Genomic DNA, 19,098 nt, shown 5'->3' with positions numbered 1-19,098 from the left:
TAAAAGATCACATTGCAGAGGATATATCAGGTATGGCCAAGTTTAATTATGCGGCGCTTATTCACCGCCGGTCCGATAACAATATTTTTATTTATCATCCGTTAGTGATTGCTCTGTGTTTAGGGGGATATTCTTCAGCCTGGGCTGAGGATTATTTTGATCCCGCTTTTCTGGGAGAAAATACACAGGTAGATCTATCTGCATTTGCTAATCCGGGTGGTGTGGCTGAAGGGGAATATACTGTTACTGTTTTCATGAATCAGCAGAGTGTCGGAGAAATGGCGCTTAATTTTCAGAAAAATGCTCAGGGGCAGATCGTACCTTTACTGACATTGTCTCAGTTAGAGCAATGGGGGATTGATGTTAATCATGTTCCGGAACTCAAAAATCTGTCACCACAAACAGTAATAGAGAATTTGGCTGAATATATTCCTCAGGCCGTCACTAAGCTGAATTTAGCGCGTTTACGCCTCGATATCAGTGTTCCGCAAATTTCAATGCAACAATCGTATGGTAATTGGGCTACACCTGATTTATGGGAAGAGGGTATTCCGGCACTGCTGGCAAACTATAATATCAGTGCAGGCCGGACAACAAGTACCTCAGGGCAACAAAAAACGACTAATGATAACGTATTTGCCTCATTCCGTATGGGGGCCAATGCCGGTCCGTGGCGGCTGCGTAGCACGATGACACACTCACATGCTAATAACAGCGGCGGGAATAATACCTCTTATAGCCATTCACAGACCCAGTTCTCAAATACCTATTTATCTCGTGATATCAAAGGGCTACGTTCAACTCTTTTAGCGGGCGAAAGCAGTACGGGCAGTGAGATTATTGACGGAATACCTTTTAAAGGCATAAAACTCAGTTCCGACGAACAGATGCTGCCGAATCAGCTGCGGGGGTTTGCCCCGGTTATCAGCGGTATTGCCAACAGCAATGCCCGTATCACCGTCCGGCAGAACGGAAATATTGTCTACGAGACGTATGTGGCGCCCGGGCCTTTCTCCATTAATGATATTCAGCAGTCCGGAATGTCGGGTGACTATGATGTCACCGTGACAGAAGCGGATGGGACTACTCGCCAGTTTATTGTGCCTTATTCCTCCTTACCGATGATGTTGCGTCCCGGCGGATGGAAATATGAGCTGACCGGCGGACGTTATAACGGCAGCTATACCAGCAAATCACGGGATGCAGATTTTATACTACTCACTGGGGTTTATGGGTTGCCCAAAAATATCACGGTATACGGGGGAACATTATTATCCCGGGATTATCATGCTGCCAGTGGAGGCATGGGAGTATCGCTGGGTGATATTGGCGCAATGTCTGCGGATATCACTCACTCGTCCTCTCAGTTTGAACACGGAAATACACAGACGGGACAATCTTACCGGTTACGCTATTCAAAAAGTATGTTATCAACCGGAACATCAGTCGATTTAACAGCATTGCGGTACTCAACGGAACATTATTATAGTTTCAATGAATTTAACAGTGAGGGATATAAGTTAAGTGATGGTGTGAGTCCATGGTCGATACAGCGCCGGCGCAGTAGTTTTCAGACTCAGCTCAGCCAGCAAATGGGGGACTGGGGTTCACTGAGTTTCCGTGCCAGCCAGGATGATTACTGGGGCAGCGATCGGACACTGACAGGATTGGCATTAGGTTACAGTAATAATGTCAGGGGCATTAATTATGGCATTCATTATAACATTGACCGGGTGAAGAGCGATTCAGGGGAATGGCCTGAAAACCGCCAGCTCTCTGTCAGCGTTAACATTCCGTTCAGCCTATTCGGCCCTTCGCCTGCACTGCAATCTGTCTATGCCACGAGTTCAGTTAATCATGATAATCATGGGCGAACACAGAATCAGGCAGGACTGAATGGTTATTTACCTGACAGCGGTGTGAACTACAACTTGTCTCAAAGTTGGGGTAATCAAGGACAGGCAGCAAACAGTAACCTGAATGCAGGATACCAGGGCAGTAAAGGTACATTAAGTGCAGGCTACAGTTACAGTGATGACTCCCGCAGCATAAATATGAATGCCGGTGGGGGGCTGGTTATTCATTCAGAGGGCATTACATTGTCCCGGACTCTTGGCGACCCGATCGCGCTTATCAGTGCGCCTGATGCTCCGGGAGTACGTGTTATGAACGGAAATACATTCACAGACTGGCGCGGATACGCAATTGCTCCTTATCTTTCGGCGTATACCAAAAACAGTGTTGGACTTGATCCGGGAACCTTACCTGATGATGTGGAATTAGTTCAGTCGAATATCAATGTGTATCCGACGAAGGGAGCCGTGGTTAAGGCAACATTCGCCACTCGCGTTGGTTATCAAGTTCTGATGACCCTCAAACAGAATAAAACGGCCGTTCCTTTTGGTGCTGTAGCATCGTTAATGAGTGAAAAATCAAATCAGGAAAACAGTTCTATTGTGGGCGACGGTGGCCAGGTTTATATGGCAGGGTTGCCTGAGTCGGGAAGGGTTTTGGTTAAATGGGGGCAGGATTCCTCACAGCATTGCACTGCCTCATTTAATATCGGCAAATTAAAACTCAGTCCGGATATGGGGATTCGTCAGGTGACTTTACAGTGTTTATCCCGGAGCCAGACCGGAGTGACGAGTGAACCTGCGGCAATCAAACCGTTGTTAATAAATGAACCTGTAGCTGCGACAACGGAAATGCCATTAACACCGCCTGTAACGCCAAAGAGGCTGTTAGCTGAGAAGCAGGATACCCCGTAATATGCTGAAAAGATGCTCTTACCTGTATTTCAGTTGGTTGTTAACGGGGCCGCTTATTTATTCAGTGATGGTATCCGCCAAGCCGCCTGAGTTGAAAGAAAGAAATACTCCGGTATTTTCTCCGGCAGAAATACCGCCATGGGCGCTGTATCAGGCGGGTGTTGCTTATATTAATGGCGAAGGAGTTAAACAAAATATTGAATTGGGGCGTTACTGGATACATCAGGCGGCACTACAGGGGGTTCCGCTGGCTCAGTATAACCTGGGGGTCATGTTTTATGATGGTATCGGCGGAGAACAAAATCCGGGGTGCGCGCTGTGGTGGTTACAGCGGGCACACAGCCAGCAGCATGATGGCGATGTGAAATTAATGGCCGAACAAGCCTTATCGGCCCTCGAATCTGAAGCCCGGCCGCAGCCTGAAATTTATCAGGTACCCTTTTTATCAGACTGTGACCGTTTACCCGCAGTATACGGCGCTGACACAAGCGTGGCAGAAGAGGTTGCGGATACAGGTGCTGTATCGCGTACAGAAAAATTCAGGCAGCAATGGAATTCGGCGGCGTATTCTCTGATAAAGCAGTTCAGGAATGTTATCGCTGCGTTTAAAGCAAAAAAGCAGTCTTCCGGTTCTGCCGGTGCCGTAATACAGGCATCGCTTTCTGTTGATGAGCAGGGAGAGCTGCCGGCCACTTTGCAGGAGCCACCGTTAAAGGAAAAGGTCTCGCAGGAAATCAGTTCTCATCAGGAACACATTACCGGAGGAAGCCTGAGTACGGCACCGGATAAGCAATCCGGAAAAAATAGGGGAACGGCGCCCGGGAAAAATACGGGTTCAGCCGGGGATCTGCGCACAGCATCAAAGGATCATTATACAGTACAGCTTGCAAGTGCAGCGACTCCCGGGGGGTTATATATCAGTGCAAAGAATGCCCTTCTTAAAAATTATCTTGTGTATAAAACAGTTCGTCATAACCAGCCGTGGTATGTGTTAGTGGCCGGAGAATACCCGACAAAGTTTGCCGCACGTCAGGCTATAAATGAGTTACCGGTAATTTTCCGGAAAAATACCCCATGGATACGCTCTCTCGGGCAAGTACAGTCAGAATTAATTCTCTGACCAGCGCGGCTATTTGTAGTAAATACGTTTTATTATTTGTTTTCAGCATTATTAATGACAGGATTAAGGATAATGAGAAAATTCACCCTATCCCTTTTTATATCAATATTCAGCCGTACTACACGACACCGGTTATTTGCAGGCGTATTACCGGGAGCGGCATTCTTTTTGTCTTCACCGGTCTTCGCTACTGATTATATTGTTTTCCCCGGCAGTATGATGAATCTGACGACCATAAACGGAACACTCAGCGGGGGAGCGGGGACAACTGTCACATATTCAACATATTCTTTACGGATGTCAGGAGGAGGGTTAACAACGTCTGGTCCCAGTAGTGCGGTATGCCAGACGCCTGCGACCGTAAATGGATATACGGGAACCGCGGCTGTGAGTGGACGAAATGATATTGTTGTCGGAGTAACTGGAACCAGCTCCGGTGCAAAAGTTAATATAGGTACATCTACAACAGACGTTAACAATAAAAAAAATATTTACTCAATTAACGGTGTTTGGGACAGCCAGGGTAAATTAAGCTCTTCTTCTGCATCAGCTGCAAGTATTGCAAGTAATTGTCTCTATCCGGCAGGAGCACCCACGAGCGGGAACATATATTATGGTGGCGCTGCAAACTCTGCTATCGGAAACGTACCGGCGACATTAAACTTAACCCTTTGGGCCTATATCAGCCCAAACGTTCCTTACGGAACATATAATTTAACGCAACTATTTTTTAATCAGGGGACATCAATAGGTACTGAAGCTATCATAGCCGGTAAGCAAATTATTTATACAGGCGACAGGCTGATTGTTCAGGCCCCGCCTTGTACAATCAGTGCCGGAAATAACGCTGTTGTTTTTGATAACTTATCGACTTCCCAGGCTGTTTCAGCATCCGTGTCTGATGCATTATCCATTAATTGTGCTGGCAGCTCCGTAACTGCCCGCGCCTATATCCGTGCGACGGGGATAACAGGAGCAGCCACGACGGACGGATACGGACTCGGTTTAATCAATAATGAAACCAATAAATCAAATATCGATGGAACAGGGATTGTCGTGCGTGGCGAGCTCGGAAGCTCACCCTCAAAGAATTGCTCAGCGGGCAATCCCTCGAGTTCTGTTCTGTTTAACCCATCATCACAATTGCCCGGATACACGGTCACGGCGCTTTCGGGTACATCCACCAGTGCCAGTGTGCCAGTCCAATGGTATGCCTGCACAACAAATAATACGCTTCCGGGAAATTATTCCGGGGCAGTAACGCTGGGGGTTGTATACCGATAGCGGTGTATGGGCCTTAAATAATGAGCCTTCTTTTTTGCCATTCTTTAGGGTTTACGCCGGTATGGCTCAACCCCTCTAAGCTATACCGGCGTCAGGGATATATTGCCCGCGCGGGGAATTTCGGTTCACCGTTCAACCACCTGCCGCTGGTTTATCAGAGGGATTACCGCGAGGTAATTCCTCTGACCTCTCCACAGGATTAAATGCAACCTTCGGTTAGTCATGTCGTTCAGTTTTTCTTCATTTTTCCAGTCTGTTGCACATTCAGCTGGGGTCTGGTAACCCAGCGATAAATGTGGGCGGCACATCTTCATTTCACGGAATACATCCGTAAAATTGACGATATTTTTGGGGTTAACGACACAAATACGACACAAGGAGGAAATCAGACGGGTTTAAAGTTAGCGTAAGTAATTTATTCTAAATGGTACGCCCTACAGGGCTCGAACCTGTGACCTACGGCTTAGAAGGCCGTTGCTCTATCCAACTGAGCTAAGGGCGCATTGGGGTATGCTGGCAGCTAACAGGGCAGAGGCCTGTTAGTGCGAGGGGAATTATACGGTCAACGCCTCTGGAGTCAATTACTTTTCAATCACCTGCGCAACAATTAAGCATAAACAGGTGGAACTTGAAAGTAACCTGTCCGGAATCAGTTATTTTGTAGGTTAGGGCAGGTTGTATCCTGGGGATTTGATCTGAATACGGGCAAGTTTTAACCGCGATATTCATGCCGCAGGAACAGGCAAGCTTCTGGTTCGCAGTATTACTCTATTGTTCTCTCTTAATACCCCTATTGGATCAATGGTCTCTCATCCTGCTTAACCTTATAATCTGTGCACCTTTTTCACGTCTTAAGTTTAAGCTGGAGAATACATGGAGTTTAGCCGTAGACAGTTCTTTCGCGTTTGCGCGGGAGGCATGGCAGGAACAACTGTTGCATCTCTCGGATTTTTAACCTCTTTTTCCGCTCAGGCGGAAACCCGTCAATACAAACTCTTAAAAGCAAAAGAGACACGTAATAACTGCACTTACTGCTCGGTAGGCTGTGGCATGCTGATGTACAGCCTTGGCGATACGGCCAAAAACGTCAGAGAAAGTATCTATCATATTGAGGGCGACCCGGATCATCCCGTCAGCCGTGGCTCGTTGTGTCCGAAAGGTGCCGGGGTACTAGACTATATTAATAGTGAGACGCGCCTGCAATATCCTGAATACCGTGCGCCGGGGTCGGATAAATGGGTGCGCATCAGCTGGGACGAGGCGATTAACCGTATCGCCCGTCTTATGAAAGACGATCGCGATGCCAACTTCATTGAGAAAAATGCGCAGGGTGTGACCGTTAACCGCTGGACTACTACCGGTATGCTGTGTTCTTCAGCCGCCAGTAATGAAACCGGTATTCTGGACGGGAAGTTTACGCGTGGCTTAGGCATGGTCGCTATCGACTGCCAGGCACGACTGTGTCATGGCCCCACTGTTGCCGCTCTTGCTCCGACTTTTGGTCGTGGAGCGATGACCAATAACTGGGTCGATATTAAGAATGCCAACGTGGTGCTGATTATGGGCGGCAACGCGGCGGAAGCGCATCCTGTGGGTTTTAAATGGGTGATTGAAGCCCAGACTAAAAATGACGCCACGGTAGTGGTGGTTGATCCTCGCTTTAACCGCAGCGCCGCGGTGGCTGACCTGTATGCGCCAATTCGTGCAGGCTCGGATACTGCGTTTTTACTTGGAGTGATTCGTTATCTGATAGAGCATAACCAAGTGCAGCATGAGTATGTGCGCCATTACACCAACGCCAGCCTGCTTATCCGCGATGATTACCAATTTAATGACGGACTATTCAGCGGTTATGATGAAGAAAAACGACAGTATGATAAGTCCAGCTGGTTCTATCAGGTTGATGAAAAGGGGAATGCTTTACGTGATGAAACCCTGAATCATCCGCGCTGTGTCTGGAATTTGCTGAAAACCCACGTGGCACGCTATACGCCTGAAATGGTGAATCGCCTGTGTGGTACGTCGCTGGCCGATTTCAATCAAATTTGTGAAATTCTCGCCAGTACCAGCGTGCCGGATCGCACTGCGACTATCCTCTACGCGCTGGGATGGACGCACCATACCGCCGGAGCGCAGATTATTCGTGCCGCCGCGATGTTGCAGCTGCTGCTGGGGAATATCGGCATGATGGGCGGCGGCGTAAATGCCTTACGCGGGCACTCAAATATTCAGGGTTATACCGATCTTGGCCTGCTATCAACCAATCTGCCCGGCTATATGCCGCTGCCTTCAGAAAAACAGACCGACTATCAGGCCTATATCTCTCAAATAACCCCGCCTGCACTGGGCGTGGATGAAGTTAACTACTGGCAAAACACGCCTAAGTTTTTCGTCAGTATGATGAAAAGCTTCTGGGGTGATAATGCGACAGCAGAGAATAACTGGGGCTACAACTGGCTACCTAAATGGGATCGTCTCTATGACGTGATGACTCAGGCCCAGCTAATGCTGGAAGGTAAGATTAACGGTTATATCGTCCAGGGTTTTAACCCGCTGGCCGCCTTCCCGGATAAGAATAAATCGTCCCGTGCGCTTTCAAAACTGAAATATATGGTGGTTATCGATCCGCTGGTCACCGAGTCTTCGAACTTCTGGCAGCACCACGGTGAGATGAATGATGTTAAACCAGAGGATATTCAGACTGAAATTTTCCGTCTGCCTTCCTCGTGTTTTGCAGAGGAAAACGGCTCAATTGCTAACTCCGGGCGTTGGTTGCAGTGGCATTGGGCAGCGGCAGAACCGCCTGGCGAAGCCTTACACGACGGGAAAATTCTCGGTCGCTTATTTATGCGCCTGCGAGAGCTTTACCGGCAGGAAGGTGGGGCGAATCCGCAACCCCTGCTAAATATCAACTGGAATTACAAAGACCCGTATGACCCGCATCCGGAAGAGATTGCCCGTGAGGCCAACGGTCAGGCACTCGAAGATCTTTACGACGTTAATGGGCAGCTTATCGCTAAAAAAGGACAACAACTGAGTAGTTTTGCGCAGTTACGCGATGATGGTTCCACCAGTAGTTTCTGCTGGGTTTACTGTGGAAGCTGGACCGAGCAGGGGAACCAAATGGCCAATAACGATAACAGCGATCCTTATGGGCTTGGCTGTACGCCCGGATGGTCGTGGTCATGGCCTGCTAACCGCCGCATTCTCTACAACCGCGCTTCTGCCGATCCTGCCGGAAAACCCTGGGATGCAAAACGGGCGTTACTGCACTGGGATGGGAAAAAATGGACCGGGATGGATGTGGCCGATTACAGTCAGGCGGCACCGGGCAGTCATGTCGGGCCTTTCATTATGAATCCGGAAGGTGTTGCTCGTCTGTTCTCCATCGACAAAATGAATGACGGGCCGTTCCCGGAACACTACGAACCGATTGAGTCGCCAATAGACAACAACCCGCTGCATCCTAACGTTATTTCTAGTCCTGTGGCGCGTATTTTCCCTGATGATATGGCGAATATGGGCAAAGCAGAGGCCTTCCCGTATGTGGCGACTACCTATTCTATTACGGAGTTATTCCGCCACTGGACAAAACACGCGCTTCTCAACGCGATTGCTCAGCCAGAACAGTTCATTGAGATAAGTGAAACCCTGGCCAGCAGTAAAGGTATTGCTGCGGGTGATTCGGTGAAAGTGATGTCAAAACGTGGCTTTATCAAAGCCCGGGCAGTGGTAACGAAACGACTACAAACGCTGACGATTGACGGTAAGCGGATTGAAACCGTGGGTATTCCTTGCCACTGGGGTTTTGAGGGGGCAACACGTAAAGGTTTCCTCGCTAATACGCTGACGCCATCAGTGGGTGATGCCAATTCACAAACGCCGGAGTACAAGGCGTTTCTGGTCAACATTGAGCGAGCGTAAAGGAGGGGACTCATGTCTATGCAATCACAAGATATTATCAGGCGTTCAGCGACGAATGGGATGACGCCTCCGCCCCGGGTACGGGATTTCCGTGCTGAAGTGGCAAAACTCATCGATGTTACCACCTGCATTGGCTGCAAAGGCTGTCAGGTTGCTTGCTCCGAGTGGAACGATATCCGCGATGAAGTGGGGGGCTGTCATGGCGTTTATGACAACCCTATGGATCTCAGCGCGAAATCCTGGACGGTGATGCGATTTAGCGAAACGACGCAAAACGATAAGCTGGAGTGGCTTATCCGCAAAGATGGCTGTATGCATTGTACCGATCCCGGCTGCCTTGCGGCTTGTCCGTCAGCAGGCGCGATTATTCAATATGCTAACGGGATTGTCGATTTTCAGTCTGAGCAGTGTATTGGTTGCGGATATTGCATCGCGGGCTGTCCGTTTAATATCCCGAGGCTGAATCCTGACGATAACCGTGTATACAAATGCACTCTCTGTGTTGACCGGGTCAGCGTCGGCCAAGAACCCGCCTGCGTGAAAACCTGCCCGACCGGTGCCATTCAGTTTGGGACTAAAAAAGAGATGCTGAATGTAGCGGAAAGTCGCGTGGCACAGCTTCAAAAACGCGGTTATACCCACGCCGGTGTTTACAATCCGCAGGGCGTCGGTGGAACGCATGTGATGTATGTACTCCATCATGCGGACCAGCCAGAGCTTTATCATCATCTCCCCGCGGATCCGAAGCTCGCCACACCCGTTGATTTGTGGAAAGGCATTCTCAAACCGCTTTCCGCCGTTGGATTCATTGCCACCTTTGCGGCACTGATATTCCACTATGTGGGGGTAGGGCCAAATAAAGAGACGGATGATGACGAAAAGGAGGACGACCATGAGTAAAAGCAAAATGATCCTGCGCACCAAGTTTATCGACCGTGCCTGTCACTGGACTGTGGTTATCTGTTTCTTTTTAGTCGCGCTTTCCGGTATCGCGTTATTTTTCCCTACGCTGCAATGGCTGACCGAGACATTTGGTACCCCACAAATGGGAAGAATTCTCCATCCCTTCTTCGGGGTGCTGATCTTCATCTTACTGGTGTTTATGTTTATGCGTTTTGTTCATTACAATATTCCGGATAAACAGGATCTTCCCTGGATTAAAGGGATTGTCGAAGTGCTTAAGGGCAATGAACATAAAGTCGCGGATGTGGGCAAATACAACGCAGGCCAGAAAATGATGTTCTGGAGCATCATGAGCCTGATTTTTGTCTTGCTGGTGACCGGCATTATTATCTGGCGACCTTACTTTGCCGATTACTTCTCGATTACTTTTGTTCGCTGGAGTCTTCTAATCCACGCGACGGTGGCTATCGTGATTATTCATGCCATTCTGATCCATATCTATATGGCCTTCTGGGTGAAAGGCTCAATTAAAGGCATGATTGAGGGTAAAGTCAGTCGGCGCTGGGCGAAGAAACACCATCCTCGCTGGTATCGTGAAGTTGAGGCGACTGAAGAAGAGACTAAAAAATAACAATAATGCGGCCGCTTCTCAGCAGTGGCCGCATCACCTGCGCAACAATTGAGCATAAATCCAGATCAGAACCTGACAGCAGCGCGCGAGTCTGACAAAATAGCGGGCATCCCCCTTTCTTGTAGATTACAGACGGAATTTTCTCTCGATGGTAGCGAAGATTATTGATGGTAAAACGATTGCGCAGCAAGTACGCCACGAAGTTGCCGAAAAGGTAAAGGTACGTGTTGCGGCAGGGAAACGTGCTCCGGGTCTGGCAGTGATTTTAGTGGGGGCGAATCCGGCTTCACAGATTTATGTCGCCAGTAAACGTAAAGCCTGCGAAGAGGTAGGTTTTATTTCACGTTCATATGACTTACCTGCGACGACCAGTGAAGCTGAACTACTGACATTGATTGATACCCTGAATGCGGATCAGGCAATTGACGGTATTCTGGTGCAGCTGCCGTTACCTGCCGGTATTGATAATGTGAAGGTTCTGGAACGTATTAATCCGGATAAAGACGTTGATGGATTCCATCCTTACAACGTAGGTCGTTTATGTCAGCGTGCACCACGCCTGCGCCCTTGTACTCCGCGCGGCATTGTTACTCTGCTTGAGCGTTATAATATCGATACCCGTGGTTTAAACGCTGTAGTGATTGGCGCTTCGAATATAGTCGGCCGTCCGATGAGTATGGAGTTGCTGCTGGCGGGTTGTACCACGACTGTCACACATCGCTTTACCAAAAATCTGCGTCATCATGTTGAGAACGCCGATCTGTTGATTGTTGCAGTAGGTAAACCAGGTTTTATTCCTGGTGAGTGGATAAAAGAAGGCGCCATTGTAATGGACGTCGGAATCAACCGTCTGGAAAATGGCAAAGTAGTTGGTGATGTTAATTATGCCGAAGCGGAAGCCAGAGCATCATTTATTACTCCAGTTCCAGGTGGTGTGGGGCCGATGACGGTTGCGACGCTTATAGAAAATACCTTGCAGGCATGCGAGGAATATCATGATGTTGATGGAGAGCTCTGATGGCTATCTTCGAGTTAGGTAAACACCCTCACGTAGAACTCTGCGATTTACTCAAGCTTGAAGGCTGGAGTGAAAGCGGTGCACAGGCAAAGGCAATGATTGCTGAAGGTCTGGTAAAAGTGGATGGTGTAGTAGAAACCCGTAAACGCTGTAAAATTGTTGCGGGTCAGACGGTCACTTTTGCCAGCCTGAGCATCACTGTTCAGGCTTGACAAGAGTCGTCAGGTGGATAGTTTAACGACTATCCGCCTTTCTCTCAGAGTAAAGATCCACGCTGATGTGTCACTTTCCCCTCCGGGTCAGAAGGGGAGGCGGGATTTAGCGATGAAATTCGCCAGCTGATTCCGGCTGGTATTGCAGTTCCAGTACTTCCAGATGGGTTTTATTACCATTAGGCAAGTCCCAGTTAATCGTGTCACCCACTCGCAGTCCCAGTAAGGCTGCTCCTACTGGAGCCATAACGGACAGTTGCTTATCGCTGTCGGTGAGGTTAGCCGGATAAACCAGGGTGCGCACAAACTCTTCTTGGGATGTGAGATCGCGGAATTTTACGCGACTGTTCATCGATACCACATTGGCAGGCATATCTCCCGGGCTGCACATCTCAGCGCGATCCAATTCTGCATTCAGCATTTCTGCCACTGGAGTTTTAGCATACTGTGGTTTTTCCAGCAGACTATCGAGACGTTCGGCATCGAGTTCGTTAATAATGATGGCAGGTCTGGACATAATTTTCCCCGTGTAAAAAACGCTCACTTATCTAATGAAAACGTTATAAAGAAAAACCCTCACCGGAATCGATGAGGGTCAGCTCTGTTAAGATGATACTGAGCTTAGCGCACAGTTGGAAGTCTGGTAAGTCACATTTATCCCAGTTACTGCGTAAAGATGACTTAAAACGTCAGTTTAAGGCGATATTATGCTTCAATAACCTGAAGCATCAAGACGAAAACTGTTGCTGCAGTTGCCCTGGAACTTCTGAGGGGCAAAGGAAGTGCTGTGTAAGGGCTGGTTTATTTTATCTGCTCGCAGTGCTATATGAATATCGGTCAGATAAGCAGGATTACCGTGGCAGTTTAATTTAATGGCTTGCACGGCATTATCGCCCCAGCTTTCTTTTACTGCACGATTAAATTCCTCTCTGGTGACGATTTTTCCGTAATGTTGCTGGATAAAATGTCCCAACTTTTGTTGTTTGACCTCATTACTTAAGCGCACCATAGTATCGAAATAATCGTTTGGGTTGAAACCAAAACAGGAGGCATGCTTGGCATATTCATATCTATCAAGACATGAATCCCCTCCAGCAGCAGGCATCACGTCAGCGAGTCTGGAAGCAACTTCAAGTGATATCCCGGTTAAAGGCGCATTGCATTTATTAGATGGATTAACTTCTGGCATATCTGGCAGTGGGCGTGTAGCACAGCCATAGAGTATCCAGCGTTTTTCATCAACTCCCCGGGCGGCAATCGATTCTGGCAAGCTTGGCCATAGTCCATGAACCGTGATATATGAACCTTTATCGGCGGTTTTTTTCTGATTTTTACAGTATTTCGATTCTTTTTTATAGCTGTCATGCTGCTGGTGGCAGAAGCCTGTTCGCCAGGATAAGGCCAGCGTATAATGGCTGAAATCTGAATATTTTCCGGCTTCAAGTGCTTCAGCCTGCGCAGGTTTGCTGATAAAAAAGAGAAGAATAAGTAATAGTGCATAACGTCCGCGAATGTTTATCATTTATCTTTATCCATAAAAATAGTACTGCTATTTAAGCATGAAATTATCAATTGCTGGCAGTAACTCAGAGACTTATTTAGGTAATATTCATTTTTGATATTTATTTTCTTTTTAATGACTGATTTATTTGTACAATTATATTTTATGTACGAAGATATAACGTGCTAAAAAATAAAAACAACTATGAGTATAGGTAAAGAATGGCTTTGTGTTGCCATTATTTTCTTTTTGTTACCAAGTGTTTCGTTTCCGGGACGGGATTACTCTGATAAGTGATTACGACTGATGAGTGCGTTAACTGCCAGCGAGGGTGATAAGGATTATTTATCTTTTTACTTGTCACTGTTAATTAGCGGCAGTATTGGCGTAAATTTAGCAACATAATGCATTAAATGTTTTATTTATCATTTTGTTAGGTTTTTTGATGGGCAATTATCTTATCAGCATATAATATGCGGCAATCACTGCAAATGAGGGTTCTGACAACCATCATTATCCTACCCGCTTGATCTCCTCTCACAGATAAAAGCATTACTTTTCAGGATGTTTTTTTGATATCAGGCTGCACTGTGGGTTTTTATTACGATATAATTTACTCAAGATTAAGTTTGCTATTTATACGGTAATAACGACGTGACACATATGCATCGACTTCCCTTAGCGCTGACTTTAGTGTCATCGCTGATGATTGTGACCCCAGAAAGCCAGGCTGCAAAGAAGGGCTTGTTTACGGGTGTCTGGGATAAATTTTCCGCTGAAGTCTCTGAGACTTGGAAAAATCCACAGCACTATGATCTCTACGTGCCGGCTATTACCTGGCATGCGCGTTTTGCTTACAGCAAAGAGAAAACTGACGGCTACAATGAACGTCCATGGGGTGCAGGGTTCGGGCAGTCTCGCTGGGATGATAAAGGTAACTGGCATGGTCTTTATCTTATGGCTTTCAAAGACTCATTTAATAAATGGGAGCCTATCGGGGGCTATGGCTGGGAGAAAACCTGGCGACCACTGTCAGACGAAAATTTCCATCTCGGACTTGGGTATACGGCGGGCTTTACTGCGCGTGACAACTGGAAATATATCCCTGTTCCACTGGTATTACCCCTGGCTTCTGTCGGCTATGGCCCGGCAATCTTCCAGATGACCTATATCCCCGGAACTTACAACAACGGTAATGTCTACTTTGCCTGGATGCGTTTTCAGTTCTAAATGTGATTGAGGTTTGATTTCTCTACAGATAAGTGGATTTTCCATAACCCTTTAAATACAATGGTTAATGCTGACTGTGACAAAAAATTAGAGATTTTTATCACTTTTTAGCAATTATTGGCTGGACAAAGCCTACTACAATTGTTGTACTTAAGCAGGACACAGCATTTGTGTCGTTTTTTAATGTAAAGGTAATTTTGATGTCTAAGATTAAAGGTAACGTTAAGTGGTTCAATGAATCCAAAGGTTTTGGCTTCATCACTCCGGAAGATGGCAGCAAAGACGTATTCGTACACTTCTCTGCAATCCAGAGCAATGGTTTCAAAACCCTGGCTGAAGGCCAGCGCGTTGAGTTTGAAATCACTAACGGTGCCAAAGGCCCTTCTGCTGCAAACGTAATGGCTATCTAAGCTACTACCAGTAGAATATAAAAACCCGCTAAGGCGGGTTTTTTTTCGCGCTAATTTAATGATTATCCAGTTACTGATGCGTCGTCACCGAACTGACCAGCCAGAAAGCAAAGGCCGTCATAAGAAATGAACCTGCAAGGTTTAGCAGGATATTTACCCCCGCCCATGCCAGACGTCCTTCCTGCATTAAAACGACAACTTCATATGAAAAAGTGGAGAAGGTTGTCAGCCCGCCACAAAATCCGGTAGTAATGAGTATCTTCCATATCGGGTCAAGATGACTAAAACGGGTGAAAAGCGCAAATGCCAGACCAATAATTAATGCGCCCACCAGGTTAGCAATCAAGGTGCCCATGGGAATAGCCAAATTTGTTGAGTTAAATTTAGCACTCAATAACCAGCGAGCAACGCTGCCAATACCCCCACCGATAAATACTGCACAAGCCATCTGTATCACAAGCTATCCTTTCTGATAACATTTTCAAAGAGTGTAAGCGCCAAATCTTTTTTTTGCTAATGAGTCGACTCAAATCATGCCCATTGGGTTTTTGGAGAGTATATGAAAGTTGCAGTAGGGCAGTTTGCGGTCGGTCCTCGCTGGCAAGACAATGTCAGTGTCTGTACCGATCTGATGGCACAGGCAGCAGAAGCTGGTGCTTCATTACTGGTATTGCCTGAAGCGGTACTGGCACGTCAGGATGATATGCCTGATTTATCCGTTCAATCAGCTCAGCCACTGGATGGCGCTTATGTTACTCAACTATGCGAGGCCAGCCGCCATAATAACCTGACGACGGTTCTGACGCTGCATACACCAACTACTCCGGGAAGGGCCGCCAACACTCTGATTGCGGTGCGGGCAGGTGAGGTGATTATAAAATATCACAAGATACACCTTTATGATGCTTTCAATGTTCAGGAGTCCCGCCTGGTTGATGCAGGAGATGATATTGCGCCGATTATCACTGTGGAAGGTATGAGTATCGGGCTGATGACGTGTTATGACCTTCGTTTTCCGGATCAGGCATTAGCGCTGGCTTTACAAGGCGCTGAAGTCCTGGCTCTGCCTGCGGCCTGGTTAAGGGGGCCGCATAAAGAAAAACACTGGGAAACCTTACTGACTGCACGCGCTCTGGATACGACTTGCTATGTTGTTGCATCAGGTGAGTGTGGAAATAAGAACATTGGCCAGAGCCGTGTGATTGACCCGTTAGGCGTGACCATCTCGGCTGGTGCTGAGTCTCCGGCATTGATTTTTGCCACTCTGGACAGGCAGCGGCTAGTTAAGGTTCGCGAGATGTTACCGGTGCTGAAGAACCGTCGTTTTGCCGCACCTCAACTGGTGAATCAGGTATCAGATAAAGACGATTAATTTTGTTACAGATTAAAATTGTGTCGTGATACAGGATAACGGTTAATAAAGAGCGTTCCTGTCAGCCGTTATTGCGGCGTGTTTCTTAAAAGAAGGTAAGTATGGGTGAGATTAGTATTACCAAGTTGCTGGTGGTCGGTGTGCTGATTGTATTGTTGTTTGGAACCAAAAAATTACGGACTCTGGGAAGCGATCTCGGTTCGGCTCTTAAAGGTTTTAAAAAAGCGATGGCTGAAGATGAAGCCGTAAAACCTTCTGATACTCGCGCAGACACACCTGCCGGACAAATTGATAACAAACATTGATTTTGTCGGATAAAAAAAACGGCTCAACAGATATTGAGCCGTTTTTTAACAGTACCAGCCAGAAGCCATAACCTGATTATTTAACTTCCATACCCTTAGCCTGCAAATCTGCATGGTAAGAAGAACGCACAAACGGACCACAGGCCGCATGTGTGAAGCCCATCGCCATTGCTTCTTCTTTCATTTCGTCAAACTCATCCGGGCTCACATAACGCTGTACCGGTAAGTGGTGACGGCTAGGTTGCAGATACTGGCCTAACGTCAGCATGGTGACACCATGACGGCGTAAGTCACGCATCACTTCCACTATCTCCGCATTGGTTTCGCCTAAGCCAACCATTAAACCGGATTTCGTTGGGATATGAGGGTGCGCTTCTTTAAAACGCTCCAGTAACTTCAGCGACCAGTTGTAATCAGCGCCCGGACGAACCTGGCGATAGACTCGTGGTACGTTTTCCAGGTTGTGGTTAAAGACGTCTGGTGGTGTTTCGACCAGGATATCCAGCGCTTTGTCCATACGACCACGGAAATCAGGGACCAGAGTCTCGATTTTTATCGTCGGGTTTTTAGCACGAATTTCACGAATACAGTCAGCAAAATGCTGAGCTCCGCCATCGCGCAGATCGTCACGGTCAACCGATGTGATAACCACATAACGCAGGCCCATGTCAGAGATAGTCTGTGCCAGTTTTGCCGGTTCATTGGCATCAGGTACCACTGGACGGCCGTGTGCCACATCGCAGAATGGGCAGCGACGGGTACAAATAGCACCAAGGATCATAAAGGTCGCGGTTCCGTGGTTAAAGCATTCTGCCAGGTTCGGGCAGGATGCTTCCTCACACACAGAGTGCAGGCCATTTTTACGCATGGCCGCTTTAATACCTTGAATCCGGGTTGAGTCAGAGGGAAGCTTAATTCTCATCCACTCTGGCTTTCTTAAAATCTCCTGGCGCTCTGTCACCACGTTTTTAACTGGGATCAGAGCCATTTTATCAGCGTCGCGATATTTAACGCCGCGTTCCATCACAATAGGTTTACTCATACGGTACGGGTTCCCGTTGCGGATACTTAAGTCAGGCTAATTGAATTTCAAGCAAATGTTGCAAATATCAATTATTTTTTAACGTATGCCGCGGAGTATATCATCAGCGCAAGGCAGAATCAGTAAGCCGTGACAGTAAATAGCGAAAGAATTGTAAATGAATTGTTGTGTGCTGTCTGTGCCATGACGCAGTTTTGGGCACCTTATGACACATACTTTTTCGCCAGAAAATAATAATCATAGTAACTACGTCCCATTCTCATTTATCAGTGGGGAAGGGACGTGAATTAAGGCAGGATAGCCTGACTATAACTGGGATCAGACAGTTAAGGGATCGTCATTTTCTGAGTAGATATAGGGTGGATTATTCAGTAACGCAATCAGGTTAGCAACCAGACGAGGCTGTACTTCGGCAGGTGTAATGTTTTCCACAAAGTGACTAACTTGTGTCATTTCCATTCCGGCATAACCGCAAGGATTAATCCGTAAGAAGGGTGACAAGTCCATATTGATATTCAGGGCCAGACCGTGAAAAGAGCAACCCTGACGAATACGTAAACCGAGTGAGCAAATTTTGCGACCATCGACATATACCCCTGGTGCTTCTGCGCGGGGGTAGGCCGTGATAGAAAACTCTGCCAGAGTATTGACGACGGTTTGTTCCAGAACGGTAACCAGCTCTCGTACACCGAGCTTACGGCGTTTGAGATTGAGCAACAGGTAAACGACTTGCTGGCCCGGGCCATGATAAGTGACTTGCCCTCCGCGATCGCTTTGTACCACAGGAATATCGCCAGATAACAGGATATGCTCAGCCTTTCCTGCTTGTCCCTGAGTAAACACTGCCGGATGTTCTACCAGCCAAATTTCGTCAGGAGTGCTTTCCCCGCGATGATGAGTGAACTCATGCATAGCCGTGGATACAGGCTCGTAAGGCTGTAAGCCGAGATTACGGATTAGAAGGGTATCTTGAGACAAAACAGCGTCCCCGGAAAACAAAAGGTGAGGGAGTATATCAAAGCATCAGGAAAAGCAAAAATAGCCGTGTTAGCTATCCCGGCCGGAAGCCGGGATAGCAGAATTACAGTACCATGCGGACAATTTCTATTTTACCCAGCTCTTCGTACAGCGTTTCAACCTGTTCAATGTGGGTGGCATTGATGGTCACAGAGACTGAGTGATAGTTTCCTTTGCTGCTTGGTTTCACATCAGGCGTATAGTCACCCGGTGCATGGCGCTGAACAACTTCAACCACCAGGTCAACCAGCTCTGGTTGCGCAAGGCCCATCACTTTATAAGTAAAGGACGTTGGAAATTCCAGTAATTCGTTCAGTTTGGTTTTCATGGTCGCTCCCGCTACCTTAAAATAATAACTCCT

18 protein-coding genes, 1 tRNA gene and 2 pseudogenes are annotated in these 19,098 nt (G+C 47.4%); 14 read left to right on the top strand and 7 right to left on the bottom strand.

Features of this window, described 5'->3' with window-relative positions; all coding sequences use genetic code 11:
- Positions 1-32 precede the first annotated feature (32 nt).
- From M2387_RS13495 to M2387_RS13475, 5 genes and pseudogenes are all read left to right on the top strand, one after another.
- Positions 33-2,768: a fimbria/pilus outer membrane usher protein gene (locus M2387_RS13495; RefSeq protein ID WP_259050109.1), complete on the top strand. Its 2,736-nt coding sequence runs from the start codon at positions 33-35 to the stop codon at positions 2,766-2,768.
- 1 nt (position 2,769) lies between these two features.
- Entirely contained in the window at positions 2,770-3,888 is a 1,119-nt protein-coding gene (locus tag M2387_RS13490; protein WP_259050107.1) for an SPOR domain-containing protein, read from the top strand.
- 387 nt (positions 3,889-4,275) lie between these two features.
- Complete coding sequence (locus M2387_RS13485) at positions 4,276-5,172, top strand: hypothetical protein (RefSeq protein WP_259050105.1); 897 nt, start codon at positions 4,276-4,278, stop codon at positions 5,170-5,172.
- Between the two features lie 51 nt (positions 5,173-5,223).
- A pseudogene (locus tag M2387_RS13480) lies at positions 5,224-5,328 on the top strand (IS6 family transposase); the annotation flags it as partial.
- Positions 5,329-5,474: 146 nt separating this feature from the next.
- Positions 5,475-5,582: pseudogene (locus M2387_RS13475) on the top strand (hypothetical protein); the annotation flags it as partial.
- Positions 5,583-5,597: 15 nt separating this feature from the next.
- Here the strand turns inward: M2387_RS13475 and M2387_RS13470 are convergent.
- Positions 5,598-5,674 (bottom strand) — tRNA-Arg (locus M2387_RS13470).
- Between the two features lie 371 nt (positions 5,675-6,045).
- Here M2387_RS13470 and fdnG point away from each other — a divergent pair.
- The 5 genes from fdnG to ybcJ all read left to right on the top strand — a co-directional run bounded on the left by fdnG (position 6,046) and on the right by ybcJ (position 11,860).
- Positions 6,046-9,096: a formate dehydrogenase-N subunit alpha gene (fdnG, locus tag M2387_RS13465; RefSeq protein WP_259050104.1), complete on the top strand. Its 3,051-nt coding sequence runs from the start codon at positions 6,046-6,048 to the stop codon at positions 9,094-9,096.
- A gap of 12 nt (positions 9,097-9,108) precedes the next feature.
- Positions 9,109-9,996 carry a formate dehydrogenase subunit beta gene (gene fdxH, locus M2387_RS13460; protein WP_259050097.1) on the top strand — a complete coding sequence of 296 codons (888 nt, stop codon included), beginning with the start codon at positions 9,109-9,111 and terminating at the stop codon, positions 9,994-9,996.
- On the top strand, positions 9,989-10,630 hold the full coding sequence (gene fdnI / locus M2387_RS13455; protein WP_259050095.1) for a formate dehydrogenase-N subunit gamma: 642 nt from the start codon (positions 9,989-9,991) through the stop codon (positions 10,628-10,630). The genes fdxH and fdnI overlap by 8 nt, the downstream gene beginning before the upstream one ends.
- 148 nt (positions 10,631-10,778) lie before the next feature.
- Positions 10,779-11,648 (top strand): bifunctional methylenetetrahydrofolate dehydrogenase/methenyltetrahydrofolate cyclohydrolase FolD, encoded by an 870-nt coding sequence (gene folD / locus M2387_RS13450; protein ID WP_259050094.1) that lies wholly within the window; start codon positions 10,779-10,781, stop codon positions 11,646-11,648.
- Complete coding sequence (gene ybcJ, locus M2387_RS13445) at positions 11,648-11,860, top strand: ribosome-associated protein YbcJ (RefSeq protein ID WP_259050093.1); 213 nt, start codon at positions 11,648-11,650, stop codon at positions 11,858-11,860. The genes folD and ybcJ overlap by 1 nt, the downstream gene beginning before the upstream one ends.
- A 106-nt stretch (positions 11,861-11,966) precedes the next feature.
- Here the strand turns inward: ybcJ and rnk are convergent, their stop codons facing one another.
- Positions 11,967-12,377: a nucleoside diphosphate kinase regulator gene (rnk, locus tag M2387_RS13440; RefSeq protein ID WP_259050091.1), complete on the bottom strand. Its 411-nt coding sequence runs from the start codon at positions 12,375-12,377 to the stop codon at positions 11,967-11,969.
- 195 nt (positions 12,378-12,572) lie between these two features.
- Positions 12,573-13,382, bottom strand: coding sequence for a ribonuclease T2 family protein (locus tag M2387_RS13435; protein ID WP_259050090.1), 810 nt, complete (start codon positions 13,380-13,382; stop codon positions 12,573-12,575).
- Between the two features lie 642 nt (positions 13,383-14,024).
- Between M2387_RS13435 and pagP the strand changes: the two genes are divergently transcribed.
- The gene (pagP, locus tag M2387_RS13430) at positions 14,025-14,591 is read left to right on the top strand and encodes a lipid IV(A) palmitoyltransferase PagP (protein ID WP_259050565.1); all 567 of its coding nucleotides are present in this window, start codon (positions 14,025-14,027) and stop codon (positions 14,589-14,591) included.
- Between the two features lie 200 nt (positions 14,592-14,791).
- A complete protein-coding gene (cspE, locus tag M2387_RS13425) occupies positions 14,792-15,001 on the top strand; it encodes a transcription antiterminator/RNA stability regulator CspE (protein ID WP_012542460.1) in 210 nt (69 codons plus the stop codon).
- A 70-nt stretch (positions 15,002-15,071) separates the two neighbouring features.
- Here the strand turns inward: cspE and crcB are convergent, their stop codons facing one another.
- A complete protein-coding gene (crcB, locus tag M2387_RS13420) occupies positions 15,072-15,449 on the bottom strand; it encodes a fluoride efflux transporter CrcB (RefSeq protein ID WP_409040054.1) in 378 nt (125 codons plus the stop codon).
- 111 nt (positions 15,450-15,560) lie between these two features.
- On the opposite strand from crcB, the gene M2387_RS13415 reads away from it, so the two are divergent.
- Together M2387_RS13415 and tatE are read left to right on the top strand one after the other, a co-directional pair.
- A complete protein-coding gene (locus tag M2387_RS13415) occupies positions 15,561-16,373 on the top strand; it encodes a deaminated glutathione amidase (RefSeq protein WP_259050084.1) in 813 nt (270 codons plus the stop codon).
- A 101-nt stretch (positions 16,374-16,474) separates the two neighbouring features.
- Positions 16,475-16,678: a twin-arginine translocase subunit TatE gene (gene tatE, locus M2387_RS13410; protein WP_259050080.1), complete on the top strand. Its 204-nt coding sequence runs from the start codon at positions 16,475-16,477 to the stop codon at positions 16,676-16,678.
- 76 nt (positions 16,679-16,754) lie between these two features.
- Here the strand turns inward: tatE and lipA are convergent, their stop codons facing one another.
- From lipA to ybeD, 3 genes are all read right to left on the bottom strand, one after another.
- Complete coding sequence (gene lipA / locus M2387_RS13405; RefSeq protein ID WP_259050079.1) at positions 16,755-17,720, bottom strand: lipoyl synthase; 966 nt, start codon at positions 17,718-17,720, stop codon at positions 16,755-16,757.
- A 318-nt stretch (positions 17,721-18,038) separates the two neighbouring features.
- Positions 18,039-18,698 carry a lipoyl(octanoyl) transferase LipB gene (lipB, locus tag M2387_RS13400; protein WP_259050078.1) on the bottom strand — a complete coding sequence of 220 codons (660 nt, stop codon included), beginning with the start codon at positions 18,696-18,698 and terminating at the stop codon, positions 18,039-18,041.
- A 103-nt stretch (positions 18,699-18,801) separates the two neighbouring features.
- Entirely contained in the window at positions 18,802-19,065 is a 264-nt protein-coding gene (gene ybeD / locus M2387_RS13395; RefSeq protein WP_259050077.1) for a DUF493 family protein YbeD, read from the bottom strand.
- Between the last annotated feature and the right edge of the window lie 33 nt (positions 19,066-19,098).

It is taken from the genome of Klebsiella sp. BIGb0407 (genome assembly GCF_024807845.1).
GTDB lineage: Bacteria > Pseudomonadota > Gammaproteobacteria > Enterobacterales > Enterobacteriaceae > JGM124.
This window is presented reverse-complemented; position numbering and strand designations above follow the sequence as displayed.

Bases quoted from the DNA above. Each gene is read 5' to 3' on its own strand.
- M2387_RS13495 (WP_259050109.1), top strand. From the start codon at position 33: ATGGCCAAGTTTAATTATGCGGCGCTTATTCACCGCCGGTCCGATAAC.
- M2387_RS13490 (WP_259050107.1), top strand. From the start codon at position 2,770: ATGCTGAAAAGATGCTCTTACCTGTATTTCAGTTGGTTGTTAACGGGG.
- fdnG (WP_259050104.1), top strand. From the start codon at position 6,046: ATGGAGTTTAGCCGTAGACAGTTCTTTCGCGTTTGCGCGGGAGGCATG.
- fdxH (WP_259050097.1), top strand. From the start codon at position 9,109: ATGTCTATGCAATCACAAGATATTATCAGGCGTTCAGCGACGAATGGG.
- fdnI (WP_259050095.1), top strand. From the start codon at position 9,989: ATGAGTAAAAGCAAAATGATCCTGCGCACCAAGTTTATCGACCGTGCC.
- folD (WP_259050094.1), top strand. From the start codon at position 10,779: ATGGTAGCGAAGATTATTGATGGTAAAACGATTGCGCAGCAAGTACGC.
- ybcJ (WP_259050093.1), top strand. From the start codon at position 11,648: ATGGCTATCTTCGAGTTAGGTAAACACCCTCACGTAGAACTCTGCGAT.
- rnk (WP_259050091.1), bottom strand. From the start codon at position 12,377: ATGTCCAGACCTGCCATCATTATTAACGAACTCGATGCCGAACGTCTC.
- M2387_RS13435 (WP_259050090.1), bottom strand. From the start codon at position 13,382: ATGATAAACATTCGCGGACGTTATGCACTATTACTTATTCTTCTCTTT.
- pagP (WP_259050565.1), top strand. From the start codon at position 14,025: ATGCATCGACTTCCCTTAGCGCTGACTTTAGTGTCATCGCTGATGATT.
- cspE (WP_012542460.1), top strand. From the start codon at position 14,792: ATGTCTAAGATTAAAGGTAACGTTAAGTGGTTCAATGAATCCAAAGGT.
- crcB (WP_409040054.1), bottom strand. From the start codon at position 15,449: ATGGCTTGTGCAGTATTTATCGGTGGGGGTATTGGCAGCGTTGCTCGC.
- M2387_RS13415 (WP_259050084.1), top strand. From the start codon at position 15,561: ATGAAAGTTGCAGTAGGGCAGTTTGCGGTCGGTCCTCGCTGGCAAGAC.
- tatE (WP_259050080.1), top strand. From the start codon at position 16,475: ATGGGTGAGATTAGTATTACCAAGTTGCTGGTGGTCGGTGTGCTGATT.
- lipA (WP_259050079.1), bottom strand. From the start codon at position 17,720: ATGAGTAAACCTATTGTGATGGAACGCGGCGTTAAATATCGCGACGCT.
- ybeD (WP_259050077.1), bottom strand. From the start codon at position 19,065: ATGAAAACCAAACTGAACGAATTACTGGAATTTCCAACGTCCTTTACT.